The organism is Pseudomonas sp. KB_15 (assembly GCF_052114525.1).
Lineage (GTDB): Bacteria > Pseudomonadota > Gammaproteobacteria > Pseudomonadales > Pseudomonadaceae > Aquipseudomonas.
Genome location: NZ_JBFREX010000231.1, coordinates 1 through 435, shown reverse-complemented (window position 1 = coordinate 435; position 435 = coordinate 1). Strand labels below are relative to the sequence as shown.

Annotated in this window: 1 protein-coding gene; it reads left to right on the top strand. The window is 69.6% G+C overall.

All coding sequences use genetic code 11. The annotated features are described in order from the left end of the window. Positions 1–435, top strand: a 435-nt coding sequence (locus AB4Z35_RS30630) for a LysR substrate-binding domain-containing protein (RefSeq protein WP_442101246.1), incomplete at both ends; no start/stop codon positions are given.

Here is a 435-nt window from a genome sequence, read left to right as displayed (position 1 = left end):
TGCTCGTGCTCGGCACCSAGCGGCTGTCGCCCTACAGCGTGCCCGACAGCACTGGCCGGCCCGTGTTCCGGCTGCCCGGCAGCGACAAGAAGCCGGTGCCGTTCCTCAGCTACACGCCCAATGCGTTCCTGGGACGGATGGTGGACATGCTGCTGTCCGAGTCGCCGGACATCCTCAAGCTCGACAAATGCTACGAGACCGATATGGCCGAGGCGCTCAAGGTCATGGCGCTGGCCGGCCACGGCATGGCTTTCCTGCCCGAGAGCGCGGTGCGGGACGACGTGCACGCAGGCCGGCTGGTGCGGGCCGAGGCCGCGCGCGGGCTGCCGCAGTCCATCGACATGGAGATCCGGCTCTACCGCGAACGGCCCACCGATGTCGGCAACGACCGCCGCAGCGGGCAGAGCCGGCGCAAGCGCCAGCTGGTGGACAAGG